The organism is Sedimenticola selenatireducens (assembly GCF_963675335.2).
Lineage (GTDB): Bacteria > Pseudomonadota > Gammaproteobacteria > Chromatiales > Chromatiaceae > Sedimenticola > Sedimenticola selenatireducens.
In genome coordinates, this window is sequence record NZ_CAXXYC010000004.1 from 1311963 (window position 1) to 1325932 (window position 13970).

Here is a 13970-nt window from a genome sequence, read left to right on the forward strand (position 1 = left end):
GGCTTCTCGCTTAGATTCCTAATTCGTTCGCCAGTTGCTGCAGCTGCCCGCTGACGGAACCGTCGATTACCATGTCACCGGCACGAATATGAACGCCGCCTATCAGCTCTGCATTCTCTTCGCTTGTGATGGTAATGTCGTATCCCAGTTTGGCTTTCAGCGCATCGGCTATTTGGGTTTCCTGAGTCGGCTCCAGGGCAAAAGCAGAGGTTACGTGCACATGCTGTATCCGCTGGCTTTTGGCCTTCAGTTGCTCATAGAGTTTGGCGATCTCACCCGCCAGGGTAAGACGACCATTCGCTATCAGCACCTTGACCAGGTTCTTGCCCTCTTCGGTGAAGTGGTCACCGCCAATTTCGATAATCAGATCCGTCAGGCTGGATCTGTCGAACTTGGGATTGGTGATAACCCCGGCCATGGTTGGTTCGCCAACCACTGCCTCAAGAAACTCAAGAGTTTCCGACCAGGGACCTAGTGCATCGGTCTCTTTGGCCCGGTTAAATACCGCTTCCGCGTAAGGACGGGCTATTGTGGTTGTTTCTCCAGCCATAGCAGCGCCTTAGATCTGTTGAGCCAGTTGTTCGACGATATCCTTATGGGCCGCAGCATCAATCTCCTTGCGAAGAATCTTGCTTGCACCCAATACCGCCAGCTCAGCCACCTGTTGACGCAGCTGTTCACGAGCACGATTGGTCTCCTGCTCGATCTCCGCCTGGGCAGCGGCAAGAATACGTTCGCTTTCGGAACGTGCGTTGCCTTTGGATTCATCGACAATCTCGGAAGCACGCTTCTGAGCCTGGTTAATGATTTCTGCCGCCTGGCCTTTCGCTTCGCGGATGGCCTCTTTGGCGCGTTCCTTGGCCAACTCCTGTTCGTGCTGACCGTGTTCCGCGGCTGCCAGGCCGTCTGCAATCTCCTTTCGACGAGTGTCGAGGGCGCCCATGATGGGAGTCCAGACGAACTTCATCGTGAACCACACAAACACCGCAAAGGAGAGAAGCTGACCAATAAGAGTCAGATTTATGTTCATCCCGGATTTACCTCGCTTTTGACGAGATGATAGTCAGTATGTTCGTTGGTAGCCAAAATTATCCGGCAACCGCGAACAAGACGTACATCGCCAAACCAACAGCGATCATGGGGACGGCGTCAACCAGACCCATTACGATGAAGAACTGGGTACGCAGCATTGGAATCAGCTCAGGCTGGCGGGCTGCACCCTCGAGGAAACGTCCACCCAGCACACCGATACCGACTGCGGCGCCCAGTGCACCCAGGCCCATCATCAATGCACCAGCAATGTACAACAGTGCAGTTGCTTCAGTCATTTCTATCTCCCGTTTGTCGTGAGGTTGTAAAGTTAAACGAAAAAACTACGAAAAAAATTAATGGTCGTTATGCGCCATATCCAGATAAACGATAGTCAGGGTCATGAAGATAAACGCCTGCAGCGTAATGATCAGGATATGGAAGATCGCCCAGCCCAGCTGCAGCACGCCGCCGAACAGTCCCAGCACCACACCGGCGTTGTACATGATGGCGATCAGGATGAAGATCATTTCACCCGCATACATGTTGCCGAAGAGTCGCAGTGCCAGTGAGATCGGCTTGGCAATCAGGCTGACGAACTCGAGGACAAAATTGATCGGGATAAACAGCAGTTTCACGATCGGATTGTCGGAAGAGAAGGGCTGCAGAGTCAGTTCACCCATGAATCCACCCACACCCTTGATCTTGATACTGTAGTAGAGGGTGAGCATGAAGACACCAATCGCCATGCCAAAAGTGGCGTTGGGATCGGTCGAGGGAACGACTTTCATGAAGTGGATGCCGATGGCACCGGCCAGGTAGGGAATCACGTCAACCGGCACCAGGTCCATCAGGTTCTGCAGGAAGATCCAGATGAAGATGGTCAGGGCCAGCGGGGCCACCAGCGGGTTACGGCCGCTGAAGGAGCCGCGCACGCTGTCATCGATAAACTCAACCAGCCACTCGGCGAAGTTCTGCATGCCGCCGGGCACACCGGCGGTAACGCGATCGGCGATCTTCTTGCCGAAATAGATGAACAGACCGCCCAGCAGGATCGACCAGAACATGGTGTCGACGTGGATGGCCCAGAAACCCATCTCCTTGGCTTCAGCCGCGCTGTGGGCAAGCCCCCAGGTACCGTCAGAATGCTGGCCGAAGGTCAGGTTGGTCAGATGGTGCTTAATGTATTCGCTAGAGGTAAGGGTATCGCCAGCCATTGTGCTATCACATAACCAAATTTATTGTTAATCCAATAGTTGAACCACTGCGATCGGCATCAGCTGTACCAGCAGAAAGATGCCAAACAGTGCGCCAACACTCAGCGGCTTGATCCAGAGGATGGCCCCTGCAAAAAGCAAACCCGTCAACACGAGTTTCAAGATCTCTGCGCCATAGAAGCGGGCCAGCAGTCTGCCCGGCTCCTGGGCGGTGTATCGGACAAATATCCGAAAGGCGAAAAAGGCGTTCGCCAGGGTTGCTATCAGCCCCCCCGCAAGCCCGGAATAGGCATAAACGTCGCCCGCAACCATCAGCAGAAGCAGGGCCGCAGTCAATGTCGTTACCAATTGTGCCAGGACGGTGCGATAGGCTTGGCGCTTATCTGCCAGATGCATCAAAACGATCCCCAGCAGTTAAAAACCGCACTTAAAAAGCCGGCGCAGTATAAATGTTGCGTTGTATAAGGTCAAACGATGGGCGAATAAATTTTTTGATTGGAGCGTGAAAAACGATTGATGGTTTCCCGCCCCATGCTGATCGGATTACTGAATATGCTCCAGAATCCCGTCCAGCTCATCCAGGCTGTTGTAGCTGATCACCAGCTTCCCCTTGCCGCCACCGCCCTGTTGCAGCTTGACCCGGGCGCCAAGGCGCTCGGTGAGGTCGGTTTCCAGTGAGCGGATATTGGGATCCTCCCGTAGCGGCTGTTTCGCCTTGGTCGGCTCAGCGCTTTCGCCCTGCAGCCGCCTGACCAGTTTTTCCGTCTCCCGTACGGAAAGGCCCTGCAGACTCACCTGGCGCGCCGCCTCACTCTGCAGTGCATCCTTCAGGCCGAGCAGGGCGCGGGCGTGGCCCATCTCGATGCGTCCCTCCTCGATCATCGCCTTCACATCCGGATTCAGTTCCAGCAGGCGCAACAGGTTGGTCACGGTAGTGCGGGACTTGCCCACCGCCCGGGCAATCTCCTGGTGGGTCAGCTCAAATTCGTTCAGCAGCCGGTGCAGGGCACCTGCCTCTTCCAGCGGGTTGAGGTCATCGCGCTGGATATTTTCGATCAACCCCATGGCCATGGCGGTCTGATCATTGACGTCGCGAATGACGACCGGTATCTCGCTCAGCCCGGCCTGTTGCGAGGCGCGCCAGCGTCGCTCGCCGGCGATGATCTCATACTGGTTGCCATCCACCGGGCGTACCACGATGGGCTGTACCACGCCCTGGGCAGCGATGGAGTCGGCCAGTTCCTGAAGACTGTCGGGATTGAAATCCCGCCGCGGCTGATAGCGGCCGCGGCGGATCAGGTCTACCGGCAGGCTGGTGAGACTGTTGGCCGAACTGCCCGTCTCGGATGTCTGCTGCTCTTCCTTGTCAGCGCTGTTCCCCAGCAGGGCGTCCAGTCCGCGTCCGAGGCCTCTTTTTTTTGCTGCCATGTTCTAGTTCCGAAAATGCGCACGCCGCCAAGCGTGCGGGATCTTGTCTTGTTCAGGCTGGCGCAGCCATGCGTTTTTCCTGTCTGCGCATCAGTTCGCTGGCCATGGCGAGGTAGGATACCGCGCCGCGCGACGCCTTATCATACAGCAAAACCGGCAGACCGTGACTCGGCGCCTCGGCCACCCGGATATTGCGTGGAATGATGGTGCGGAACACCTGGTCGCCAAAGTGGTGGATCAGCTGAGCCGATACCTCGTTGGTGAGGTTGTTGCGTGGGTCATGCATGGTACGGACAATGCCGTCGATCACCAGCTGACTGTTGCGGCTGCCCTGGATCTGCTTGATGGTATTGATCAGGGCGGACAGACCTTCCAACGCATAGTATTCACACTGTAGCGGGATCAGCACGCCATCGGCCGCCACCAGGGCATTGACCGTCAGCATATTCAGCGAGGGAGGGCAGTCGATGACGATATAGTCATAGCGATCCTTGGCGCCAGCCAGCGCCAGGCTCAGCCGCTTCTCCTTCAGCGGGACGTTCATCAGCCCCACCTCGGCCGCCGTGAGATCGGCATTGGCCGGCAGCACATCGAAGCCGGCGGCGGGTGTTTTCACCACGGTGTCGCTGAAACTCGCTTCGCCCAGCAGCACATCGCAGCTGGAGTTGTCGAGATTGTGTTTGTCCACACCGCTGCCCATGGTGGCATTGCCCTGTGGATCCAGGTCCACCAGCAACACCTTCCGTCTGAACGAGGCCAATGACGCCGCCAGATTCACCGCCGTGGTGGTCTTGCCGACCCCACCTTTCTGATTTGCGACACAGATTATTCGACCCATAGCCCATTTCCGCGCTAGTACCCGGCCATCCCAGGTTCCCAAAAACTTACCCGTCCCGCGTTGTCCAACGGGCCGTTCAGAATATCAGAAAGCGGGGCAGATGCACGAACTTTGACCGGATCACCGGGGCTTTTGTGTGCAAGTTGGGCAATCGGCTCCCCATCCCGGTCCGGCCATCACTTGAACAGATCTTCCGCCGCCTGCCGCTGATCCCCGCCGGCGGCTTCTCCAGCTCCCTTGAGATCGGCGGTCGGTTCAAAAAAGTCACAATAGTTGGCGCGGGTCTTGTCCTGCACCTTTTCCGCCTGCGGCTCCCGGCACTGGTTGGTGAAGGCCGGATCATACCAGCGGCAGTTCCTGCACACCCGGGTCGGCTTACCACACTTCAGACAGATCGTCTCACGGCCATACTCGTGAACCGACAGTTCGCTACCGCAATGCCAGCATTTACCCGCCACGCTTGATGTCATGTCCCGCCTCGCTGCCCGGATTCTTGTGATGCTAAAGATTATCGCTCCTGGATTCCACCACCGGCAAGCCGGTTCCGGTCACCAGCTTCCCCCGGCTTGCAGTTCCCCCGGCACTAACGCATATTTAAAGACCACTGACCCATCACCCGGAGACGCCGTCCGACGGCAAGGAACTATCCATGTATGAGACATTGAGAGAGCTGGGCGTTACCGACCTCGACCAGATCGAACGCTATACCCTGCGGCAGGAGGGCGATGAGGACATTCTGAAAATCTATTTCAAGCGTAAAAAAGGCGAGCTGTTCGCCCACAGCATGAAGTTCCGCCACGGCCGCGCCAAGAAGATGGTGCAGGTGGACAGCGGTACCCATAAATACAAAGAGATCAGCGAGATCTCACCCACCATGCTGAAACTCTCCCGGGAGCTGGACAAGCTGGTGCAGCATGATGAGAGCGTGTCTGATTTCAAAAAACGCATCCTGGGCGATATCGACCACCTGGAAAAGGTGATGGTGCGCAAACTGGATCAGCTCCGATCCGATATCGAAAACCTGGAGTAGGGGTCCGGATCAGGGGCCGCCCCGGGCCAGAAAGCGATCCAGCTGATTGGCAAAGGCCTGACGATCCCCCTTGTCCAGGGCCGGCGGACCACCGGTGTTGACCCCACTGCCGCGCAGTTCGTCCATGAAATTCCGCAGGGTCAGCCGTTCGCGGATATTCTCCCGGGTATATAGCTCACCCCTCGGATTCAGCGCATAAGCCCCTTTCTCAATCACTCCGGAGGCGAGCGGTATATCGGCGGTGATCACCAGGTCACCGGCCTCAGCCTGACGAATAATCTCATTGTCCGCCACGTCGAAGCCGGCCGCCACCTGGATGGAGCGGATAAAGCGCGAGGGCGGCGTTCTGACCGGCTGATTGGCTACCAGAATCAGCGCTATTTCCAACCGCTCGGCCGCCCGGAACAGGATCTCTTTGATCACATTGGGGCAGGCGTCCGCATCAACCCAGATCTGCATGTTGTTCTCCCCTGAAACCGCGAGTGAACGCGACTGAATACGAATGGTTAATTCTGAATTCCCCGATTTAACCGCGAAGAACGCAAAGTGCGCAAAAAGATACCGTGGCTTACCTGCATTTTCGGTCCAATCCGGCAGATGAAGAATCAAGAGAATACAAATCGGTGTTTTCCTTCGTGCTCTTTGCGTCCCTAGCGGTTGAAATGAGGGTTTTTAAAAGTTGATCCGCTCCGGTTGGTGGCGGCGGCGTCCACGGGACGCCCTATGGCGATGTCCGTCGCCTATCCTGTCCGGCAACCCGGTTCCACCAGCAGGGCGTGGCGCTGGCCGTCACTGCCGGGCACGCTCAATGCCGCGACCTCGACCCGGTAACCTTGGGCCGCCAGTTCAGCGATTTCATCTGTTGGCACAGTCCCTTTCATCGCCAGCAGCCGACCCTGGTCGGCCAGCAGATGCCGGGTCAGTTGCACCATCCTGGGCAGGGCGGCAAAGGCACGCGAGGTGATGGTGTCAAAGCCGGCATCCGGTTGATAGGCCTCGACGCGGGTGCGCACCACCTGCACATTATCCAGTCCCAGGGCCACCACCGCCTGCTGCACAAAGCGGGTTTTCTTGCCGTTGGAGTCGATCAGCACAAACTGCCGATCCGGCTGGGCCACGGCCAGCGGTATCCCCGGCAGCCCAGGGCCGGTGCCCACATCCAGCACCCGCTCACCCTGCACAAGGTTCAGAATGGAGAGGCTGTCCAGCAACTGGCGGGGGACCATCTCGCCCGGATCACGTATGGCCGTGAGGTTGAATGCCTTGTTCCACTTCAACAGCAGGGCAAGGTAATCCAGCAACAACTGCTGCTGCCGCTCGGACAGATCAATCGCCATGACCCGCAGTCCCTCACTCAGTTGGTGCCGCCACTGGTTCTGGTGATCGGTCATGATTTACGCTTCAGGTGAATCAGTAACAGTGAGATAGCGGCCGGCGTCAGGCCCGGAATCCGGCTCGCCTGACCGATGGTGGCCGGACGGCGCCTGATCAGTTTTTCCCGCACCTCGGCGGAGAGTCCGCGCACGGCCGCATAGTCGAAACTGTCCGGCAGTTTCAACGCGTCATTCGCCTGCAGCCGGTCGATCTCCACCTGCTGACGCTTGATATAACCGGCATAGCGGGCCTGGATCTCCAGCTGCTCTGCCGCTTCACCGTCGCCCAGCGCGGGGCCCAGGGAGGGCAGGCCACAGAGTTGTGCATAGTTCACATCCGGCCGGGCCAGCAGGTCCAGCGCCCGGGTCTCCTTGGATATCGGGCTGTCGAACAGCGCCGTCACCTGTTCGGCCAGGGGCGTGTTGGGTTGCACCCAGATATCCCGCAGCCGCTGCTGTTCGCGTTCGATCGCCTCGCGCTTCTGTTCAAAACGCTGCCAGCGTTCATCCGCCACCAGCCCCAGCCGGCGCCCCTGTTCGGTCAGACGCAGGTCGGCGTTGTCCTCGCGTAACAGCAGCCGGAACTCGGCGCGGCTGGTGAACATGCGGTATGGCTCCTGGGTCCCCTTGCTGATCAGGTCATCCACCAGTACGCCCAGATAGGCCTCATCGCGGCGCGGGCACCACGCCGCCTGGTCACGTAATTTCAATACCGCATTGAGTCCGGCCAGCAGTCCCTGGGCCGCCGCCTCTTCATAGCCGGTGGTGCCGTTGATCTGGCCGGCAAAGAACAGCCCCTCGATAAAGCGCGTCTCCAGGCTGGGGCGCAGATCCCGCGGATCGAAGAAATCGTATTCGATGGCGTAACCGGGGCGCATGATGCGGGCCTCGGCAAACCCCTCCATGGAGCGCACCAGCGCGTGCTGCACATCGAAGGGGAGGGAGGTGGAGATGCCGTTCGGATAGACCTCGTTGCACTCCAGCCCCTCCGGTTCGATGAAGATCTGGTGTGCACTCTTGTCGGCAAAACGCACCACCTTGTCCTCGATGGAGGGGCAGTAACGCGGCCCCACGCCCTCGATCACCCCGGTGTACATGGGCGAACGGGACATGCCGCCGCGGATGATCTCGTGGGTGCGCTCGTTGGTATGGGTGATGTGGCAGCTGACCTGGCGCGGGTGTTCCTCCCGCGAGCCCATGAAGGAGAAGACCGGCGCCGGGTCGTCCCCGGGCTGCTCGGCCAGTCGGGAGTAGTCGATGGTGCGGCTGTCGATGCGCGGCGGGGTGCCGGTCTTCAGCCGCGACACGTTGAATGGCAGCTCACGCAGCCGGCGGGAAAGCGCATTGGCCGGGGGATCACCGGCCCGTCCACCCTCGTAATTGTTCAGTCCGATATGGATGCGCCCGCCAAGAAAGGTGCCGGTGGTCAGCACCACAGCGCGTGCCTGGAACTTCAGCCCCATCTGGGTCACCACGCCGGTAACCCGCTCCCCCTCCACGATCAGGTCATCCACCGCCTGCTGGAACAGATCCAGATTCGGCTGATTCTCCAGGGCAAAGCGGACCGCCGCCTTGTAGCGCACCCGGTCCGCCTGGGCGCGGGTGGCCCGCACCGCCGGCCCCTTGCTGGCGTTGAGGATGCGGAACTGGATACCGCCCCGGTCGGTGGCCCGGGCCATGATGCCGCCCAGGGCATCCACCTCCTTCACCAGGTGACCCTTGCCGATACCGCCGATGGCGGGATTGCAGCTCATCTGTCCCAGGGTCTCGATATTGTGACTCAGCAGCAGGGTGCGCGCGCCCATGCGCGCCGCCGCCAGGGCCGCCTCGGTACCGGCGTGGCCGCCACCCACCACAATCACCTCATAGCTATCGGAATAAAACATGATTACTCAAAACAAAACGATTCAGCCGGCTAGTGTACCCCCTGTGGGCATCCGGCTGGAACAGGCAGCCGGGCGAACTCAATACAGGCGATGCCGGAACAACCAAGCCGCCGCGCTCACGGTGCAGCCGGCGATCAGCGCCAGCGGCCACAGCTGATGCACCAGTATCGACAGCGGTGTCCCTTCCAGAAATACCCCCCGCAACACGATCAGAAAATAGCGCAGGGGATCGAGCAGGGTGATCATCTGCACCGCCCAGGGCATATTGGCGATGGGCGTGGCGAAACCGGACAGGATGACCGCCGGCACCAGGAACAGGAAACCGCCAAGCAGGGCCTGCTGCAGGGTTACCGCCAGTGACGAGATGGCGAGTCCGATACCGATAGCCGCCAGCAGGAACAACACCAGCCCGAGGTAGAGGACACCCAACTCACCCACCAGCGGCACGCCGAACCAGACCTGGGCCAGCAGGATCACCAGGCTCCCTTCGGCCAGCCCCACCACGAAACCGGGTGTCGCCTTGCCGATCAGGATCTCAAACGGTCGCAGCGGCGTCACCAGCAGTTGATCAAAGGTCCCTTGCTCCCGCTCCCGGGCCACCGACAGGGAAGTTACCACCATGGTGACCACCAGGGTCAGCAGGCCCACCAGTCCGGGAATGAAGAACCAGCGGCTCTCCAGGTTGGGATTGAACCAGGCACGACTCACCAGGTGGGCCGGCGGTGCATCCAGCCCGTGCTGCGCAATCCACCGTTCATTGAAGCTGCCGATTACCGTGCCGGCATAGTTGACCGCAATCTGCGCGGTATTGGAATTGCGTCCATCCACCAGGACCTGCACCTGGGCCGGTTCGCCGGCGGCCAGCTTTTCGCTGAAGCGCGGTTCCAGCTGGAGGACCAGCAGTACCTCGCGGTTGTCCAGCAGGTCCGCGATCTCATCCTGTCGTTGCACGATATGTCGCAGCTGGAAATTGGGCGAGCCCGAGAATGTCGCCATCAATGCCCGGCCGGCCTGGCCCTGGTCCCGGTCATAGACCGCGTAGGGCACATGGTTGAGGTCGAACGAGGCCGCATAGCCGAACACCACCAGCTGAATCAGTGGCGGCACAATAGTGACAAAGCGGCTCTGCTTGTCCTTGAACAGGGTCAGGAACTCCTTCACCACCAAGGCCAGAATACGTTGCCACATAGCGATCACTCCAGCCGCTTGTGCATGCGCCGGCGCGCCAGGCCGAGGAACAGCAGCGCCATCGCCAGCAGCGCCAGGGAATTGGGCACAATCACCCCCCAGACATCACCGGCCAGGAACAGGGTCTGCAGGATGGCGACAAAATAGCGCGCGGCGACCAGATGGGTAACCCACTGCACGGCGACAGGCATGGAGTCGATATCAAACAACATGCCGGAGAGCAGAAAGGCCGGCAGAAAGGTGGCGACGATGGCCACCATGCCGGCCACAAACTGGTTGCGGGTGGTGACGGAAATCAACAATCCCATGCCCAGGGCGACCAGCAGATAGAGCGCCGAACAGGCGGTCAGCACCCAGAACGAACCGCGCAACGGCACCAGGAACAGCCACAGCGCCATGGCCACGGAGAGGGCCATGCCGCCCATGCCCAGCACGAAGTAGGGGAGCACCTTGCCGATCAGCACCTCGCGCATGCTGACCGGGGTCACCAGCATCGCCTCCAGGGTGCCGCGCTCCCACTCACGGGCCATCACCAGGGCGGTCAGCAGCGCACCCACCAGGGTCATGTTGATCGCCACCAGGCCGGGCACCAGATAGTTGCGGCTGCGCAGCCCCGGGTTGAACCAGATCCGCGGCTGCAGCATCACCGGCTGGCCCAGCGGCCGGGCCCGGGCATCCAGTTCCCGCTCCAGCCAGTTACGCCAGGCCCCCTCGACATAGCCCTGCAGCAGGCGCGCCGAATTGGCATTCACACCATTGACGATCAGCTGGATGGGCGCGCCCACCTCGCCCCGCAGACGCGCCGCGAAGTCGCCGGGGAGCACCACCACGCCATCCACCTGGCCGGCACCAAGCGCCTGCTGGGCAGCGGCCCGATCGGGAAATCGTCGGGGTGCAAAGTAGCGCGAGTGGCGGAACACCCCGATGAAGCTTTCCGCCTCGGCACTCGGTTGCTCCACCACCAGACCCAGGGGTACATCCGTGGCATCCATCGACACCCCGTAGCCGAACAGCAGCAGCAGAAACGCCGGCATCAGAAAGGCGATTGCAATGCTGCTGGGATCACGCAGCACCTGCAGGAACTCCTTGCGCAACAGACCACGGACCCGCCGGTTCACGCCGCCTCTCCATCTTCGATCAGGGCGATAAAGGCCGCTTCCATGGTAGCGTCCGACGCCGCACTGCCAAGCGACCTGACCTTCACCTCGGCCGGCGTGCCCAGGGCCAGTAGCTCACCCTCCGCCATGATTGCCAGGCGGTCGCAGTACTCCGCCTCCTCCATGAAATGGGTGGTCACCAGTACCGCCACCCCGGCATCGGCCAGGGCGTTGATGTGCGACCAGAATTCGCGCCGGGCCAGGGGGTCGACCCCGGAGGTCGGTTCGTCCAGAAACAGGATATCCGGTTCATGCATCAGCGCGCAGGCCAGCGCCAGGCGCTGCTTGTAACCCAGCGGCAGGTCGCCACTGGCAGCGCCGACAAAGCCCTCCAGATCCAGGTCATGCAGCGCCCAGGCCATGCGTTCCCGGCGCCGCGTGCCGCGCAGGCCATAGGCCCGACTGAAAAACTCCAGATTCTGTTGCACGGTGAGGTTGCCGTAGAGGGAGAATTTCTGCGACATGTAGCCGATACGAGCACGCGCGGCGGCCGGCGCCCGCCGCAGGTCCACCCCGGCCACGCTGACTTCACCACCACTCACCGGCAACAGGCCACAGAGCATGCGGAAGGTGGTGGTCTTGCCGGCGCCATTGGCACCGAGCAGGCCGAACACTTCACCGGCAGCCACGGCGAAACTGACATCCCGAACCGCCACGAAATCACCAAACCGCCGGGTCAGTCCGGACACGCTGATGGCGTCACCGGGCGTGACCTCATGCGGTACGGGTCGCAGGACCTGCTGAAGGGACCCGCTGTCACGCAACAGATCGATGAACCCGTCCTCGAAGCGGGGGGACACCGCCTCGCAGTACGCACCCGAGAGGTCGTCGGCATCCAGTTTCGGTGGTTCGGCATGCTGCATCACCAGCCGCACCGCCTGCCCCTGCACCGTGGCATCGAATACATCCGGCAGCTTCGCCAGGCGGGCCTGCAGCCGGCGCGGCAGTATATCGGCCCGCCGCACCCTGAAGCTGCGACCCCGCAGCGGTTCGCTGAAGGCCGCCGGCCGGTCATGCCCCACCACCTCGCCCTGGTGCAACAGGATCACCTCGGCGCAGCGTTCCGCCTCATCCAGATAGGCGGTGCTCAGCAGCACGCTCATGCCCTCCTGCTCCACCAGGCGGTAAACGATCGACCAGAGCTCGCGGCGCGACAGCGGGTCTACCCCGACCGTCGGTTCATCCAGCAACAGCAGCCGGGGCGAACGCACCAGGGTGCAGGCCAGGCCCAGTTTCTGTTTCATACCGCCGGACAGCTGTCCGGCCAGGCGCCGGGTAAACTTGCCCAGGCCGGTCATGTTGAGCAGCTCGTCGTAGCGCTCCCGCCTGTTGGCGGGTGGCACGTTCTGCAGGTCGGCATACAGGTCCAGATTCTCCTGCACCGACAGATCCTCATACAGACCAAACCGCTGCGGCATGTAGCCGATCTGTGATTGCACCGCCAGTGACTCGCTGGCAACGTCCTGTCCGAGCACCCGGATGGTGCCGCTATCCGGCAGCAACAGGCCGGCAGCCAGACGCATCAGGGTGGTCTTGCCGGCACCGTCCGGTCCGATCAGTCCGGTCACCACGCCGGCAGCCACCTGCAGATTGATATCCTGCAGCGCCTGAACCGTGCGCCCGGGCAGTCGGAACGACTTGGAGAGTGCCTCGACTTCCATGACCGGCTTCGACATGGTTGTCGCGCCTATGGACCGCAACCGGGAGTCGCGACGGCTTCCCGGTCAAGATCCAGCGTGACCGTCACCGGCATGCCCAGACGCAGTTCATCCTGGGGATTACAGACGAACACATGAACCTGATAAACCAGGTCAGCGCGCACCTCTTCGGTCTGTACCTGCTTGGGTGTGAACTCGGCGCTGGGGGAGATATAGCCGACCCAGCCAGGGTACTGTTTGTCGGGAAAGCTGTCGCTACTGACCGCGGCCGGCATGCCCTGGCGAATCCGCCCGAGATGGGGCCCATCCACATAGACCCTCGCCCACAGCGGTTCGGTCAGCGCCAGGGTATAGACCGGACGCTGTGACGAGGCCATGTCACCCGGCTCCAGAATACGGCTCTGGATCACCCCGGCCGCCGGGGCGTGCAAGGCCGCTTCGGCCAGGTTTCTTTCGGCCAGTGCCAGGTCAGCCTGCAGAGCGCCCAGGGTAGCCTGGGCGGCCGCCACATCCTCGGCGCGCGGCCCGGCAACCGCGAGTGCCAGTCCGGCCTCCACTGCCTGCACCCTGGCAACAGCCGCCTCGGCCACGGTCCTGGCGTTGTCCAGATCCTGGGGAGATGCCAGGCCCTTTTGTGCCAGATCCTGCTGCCGCTGAAGGCTGCGTCGGGCGTTCAGCGACTGGGCCCGCGCCTCCTGCAGTTCGGCACGCAGCTTGTCGATCTCCTCCGGGCGGGTACCGGCCAGCAGGGCATTCACCTGCTGCTGCTGCGCCTCGACCCGGGAGGCAGCCGCATTGCGCAGTGCCTCAAGTTGACTGGTCTCCAGTTGCGCGAGCGGCTGTCCCGGCTGCACCCGGGCGCCTTCAGACACCGTCATGTCGACAATGCGTCCATTGGCATTGAAGGCCAGATTGACCAGGCGAACCTCAATGTTTCCATAGAGGTTCAGCTCTCCCGTTGCCGGCGGCGCACTGCCGTTTGACCACCAGAACCAACCCCCGGCTCCCAACAGGGTGATCAGGGACAACATCAGCAATGCTTTTTTCACGCGGGCTCCTCCGCTCCATCCTGGACAAAATTTGCTGTGGCGATAGGGATTGCCGCCAATCGCCGCTGCGCATCGATAACCGCATCAAAGTGAATTCGAATTGCGACAAGGGGGCGC

General features: G+C 61.2%; 16 protein-coding genes. 1 reads left to right on the forward strand and 15 read right to left on the reverse strand.

Annotated features, from left to right (window positions below; all coding sequences use genetic code 11):
* Nucleotides 1-10: 10 nt before the first annotated feature.
* The 8 genes from ACHZBF_RS17255 to ACHZBF_RS17290 all read right to left on the reverse strand — a co-directional run bounded on the left by ACHZBF_RS17255 (nt 11) and on the right by ACHZBF_RS17290 (nt 4982).
* Nucleotides 11-550, reverse strand: a complete 540-nt coding sequence (locus tag ACHZBF_RS17255; RefSeq protein WP_029132214.1) for a F0F1 ATP synthase subunit delta — start codon at nt 548-550, stop codon at nt 11-13.
* Between the two features lie 9 nt (nt 551-559).
* Entirely contained in the window at nt 560-1030 is a 471-nt protein-coding gene (locus tag ACHZBF_RS17260) for a F0F1 ATP synthase subunit B (RefSeq protein ID WP_029132213.1), read from the reverse strand.
* Between the two features lie 58 nt (nt 1031-1088).
* A complete protein-coding gene (gene atpE, locus ACHZBF_RS17265; protein WP_046860058.1) occupies nt 1089-1328 on the reverse strand; it encodes a F0F1 ATP synthase subunit C in 240 nt (79 codons plus the stop codon).
* 57 nt (nt 1329-1385) lie between these two features.
* A complete protein-coding gene (gene atpB, locus ACHZBF_RS17270) occupies nt 1386-2246 on the reverse strand; it encodes a F0F1 ATP synthase subunit A (RefSeq protein ID WP_321529114.1) in 861 nt (286 codons plus the stop codon).
* Nucleotides 2247-2273: 27 nt separating this feature from the next.
* Nucleotides 2274-2642 carry an ATP synthase subunit I gene (locus ACHZBF_RS17275; RefSeq protein ID WP_051301795.1) on the reverse strand — a complete coding sequence of 123 codons (369 nt, stop codon included), beginning with the start codon at nt 2640-2642 and terminating at the stop codon, nt 2274-2276.
* A 147-nt stretch (nt 2643-2789) separates the two neighbouring features.
* Nucleotides 2790-3674 (reverse strand): ParB/RepB/Spo0J family partition protein, encoded by an 885-nt coding sequence (locus ACHZBF_RS17280; protein WP_029132209.1) that lies wholly within the window; start codon nt 3672-3674, stop codon nt 2790-2792.
* A 52-nt stretch (nt 3675-3726) separates the two neighbouring features.
* On the reverse strand, nt 3727-4512 hold the full coding sequence (locus tag ACHZBF_RS17285) for a ParA family protein (protein WP_321529115.1): 786 nt from the start codon (nt 4510-4512) through the stop codon (nt 3727-3729).
* A 176-nt stretch (nt 4513-4688) separates the two neighbouring features.
* Nucleotides 4689-4982: a hypothetical protein gene (locus tag ACHZBF_RS17290; protein ID WP_029132207.1), complete on the reverse strand. Its 294-nt coding sequence runs from the start codon at nt 4980-4982 to the stop codon at nt 4689-4691.
* Between the two features lie 179 nt (nt 4983-5161).
* Between ACHZBF_RS17290 and ACHZBF_RS17295 the strand changes: the two genes are divergently transcribed.
* A complete protein-coding gene (locus tag ACHZBF_RS17295) occupies nt 5162-5542 on the forward strand; it encodes a DUF3461 family protein (protein ID WP_273440340.1) in 381 nt (126 codons plus the stop codon).
* 9 nt (nt 5543-5551) lie between these two features.
* On the opposite strand, the gene ACHZBF_RS17300 is transcribed toward ACHZBF_RS17295, so the two are convergent.
* The 7 genes from ACHZBF_RS17300 to ACHZBF_RS17330 form a co-directional block, all read right to left on the reverse strand.
* Complete coding sequence (locus tag ACHZBF_RS17300) at nt 5552-6001, reverse strand: YaiI/YqxD family protein (protein WP_273440342.1); 450 nt, start codon at nt 5999-6001, stop codon at nt 5552-5554.
* 281 nt (nt 6002-6282) lie between these two features.
* A complete protein-coding gene (gene rsmG, locus ACHZBF_RS17305) occupies nt 6283-6933 on the reverse strand; it encodes a 16S rRNA (guanine(527)-N(7))-methyltransferase RsmG (protein WP_321529116.1) in 651 nt (216 codons plus the stop codon).
* Nucleotides 6930-8801 (reverse strand): tRNA uridine-5-carboxymethylaminomethyl(34) synthesis enzyme MnmG, encoded by a 1872-nt coding sequence (gene mnmG, locus ACHZBF_RS17310; protein ID WP_273440346.1) that lies wholly within the window; start codon nt 8799-8801, stop codon nt 6930-6932. The genes rsmG and mnmG overlap by 4 nt, the downstream gene beginning before the upstream one ends.
* Before the next feature lie 78 nt (nt 8802-8879).
* A complete protein-coding gene (locus ACHZBF_RS17315) occupies nt 8880-9989 on the reverse strand; it encodes an ABC transporter permease (protein WP_321529117.1) in 1110 nt (369 codons plus the stop codon).
* Between the two features lie 5 nt (nt 9990-9994).
* On the reverse strand, nt 9995-11107 hold the full coding sequence (locus tag ACHZBF_RS17320; protein ID WP_321529118.1) for an ABC transporter permease: 1113 nt from the start codon (nt 11105-11107) through the stop codon (nt 9995-9997).
* Nucleotides 11104-12822 carry an ATP-binding cassette domain-containing protein gene (locus tag ACHZBF_RS17325; protein ID WP_321529119.1) on the reverse strand — a complete coding sequence of 573 codons (1719 nt, stop codon included), beginning with the start codon at nt 12820-12822 and terminating at the stop codon, nt 11104-11106. Before ACHZBF_RS17325 ends, ACHZBF_RS17320 begins: the two co-directional genes overlap by 4 nt.
* An 11-nt stretch (nt 12823-12833) precedes the next feature.
* Nucleotides 12834-13853 carry an HlyD family efflux transporter periplasmic adaptor subunit gene (locus tag ACHZBF_RS17330; protein WP_321529120.1) on the reverse strand — a complete coding sequence of 340 codons (1020 nt, stop codon included), beginning with the start codon at nt 13851-13853 and terminating at the stop codon, nt 12834-12836.
* Nucleotides 13854-13970 lie beyond the last annotated feature (117 nt).